The organism is Rhodanobacter koreensis (assembly GCF_054782855.1).
In genome coordinates this window covers 1-800 of sequence record NZ_BAAGRR010000004.1, presented here as the reverse complement: position 1 = coordinate 800, position 800 = coordinate 1, and the positions used below count along the sequence as shown (strand labels likewise).

Genomic DNA, 800 nt, shown 5'->3' with positions numbered 1-800 from the left:
GCGATCAACGGGCAGTCCTATGGGGCCAGCTACGGCGTCCCCAGCGGAAAAACAAACGCGACGGCGATCGGCTTTGAAATCTCCGGTGGCACCTGGTACGTGTTCAGGATCACCCCCGTGGCCCTCGCCACTGCGGTGACGATGGCATTGGGTCCGCTCCCCACCGGTGCAGTGACGGTGCGCTACACCTGGACCGACGCAGGCGTGCCCAGCGGTGATTCGGATGCGATAGGCAGCATCAGTAACGGGGCGGCCTCGCCAGTGGCGGTCAGCAGCAATCCGACCACCCAGTACACGACCGGTGCCTTCGGTGCCAAGTCGCCGATACGGGCGCACAGCTACCACCTGCAAGTGGACTTCTTCAACGCAGGTGGCGCGCTGGTTTCGACCTCGACCTGCACGATGACGGCCGGCGTAGCGGGGACCAACTGATGAATGTGCGAAACGCTGTGTCTTCAGCCCCGGGTTCCCAGGCCGGGATCACCCGAGGGGTATCTGCCACCAGTCACGGAGACGTGCGTGCGAAAACCCGCACTGCCCGGTGGCTCTCATTGCTGCTGTGGCTCTGGGGCTTCGCCGGTCTGGCGCATGCCGGCACGGTGACCTATGTGTACACCGACCCGCAGGGCACGCCGCTGGCGGAAGCCGATGCCAGTGGCAACATCACGGCGACGTACGACTACACGCCGTACGGCAGCCAGGCGCTGGGCATGGCGCCGAACGGGCCGGGGTATACGGGGCATGTGAACGATCCGGATACCGGGTTGGTGTACATGCAGGCGCGGTATTACGATCCGGCA

Annotated in this window: 2 protein-coding genes; both read left to right on the top strand. The window is 65.1% G+C overall.

Annotation, left to right across the window (positions count from 1 at the left end; translation table 11 throughout):
- The coding region (locus ACYVKM_RS12175) for a hypothetical protein (RefSeq protein WP_460877888.1) at nucleotides 1-432 on the top strand (432 nt) is incomplete at its 5' end.
- An 83-nt stretch (nucleotides 433-515) separates the two neighbouring features.
- On the top strand, nucleotides 516-800 hold a 285-nt coding region (locus ACYVKM_RS12170), incomplete at its 3' end, for an RHS repeat-associated core domain-containing protein (protein ID WP_460877887.1).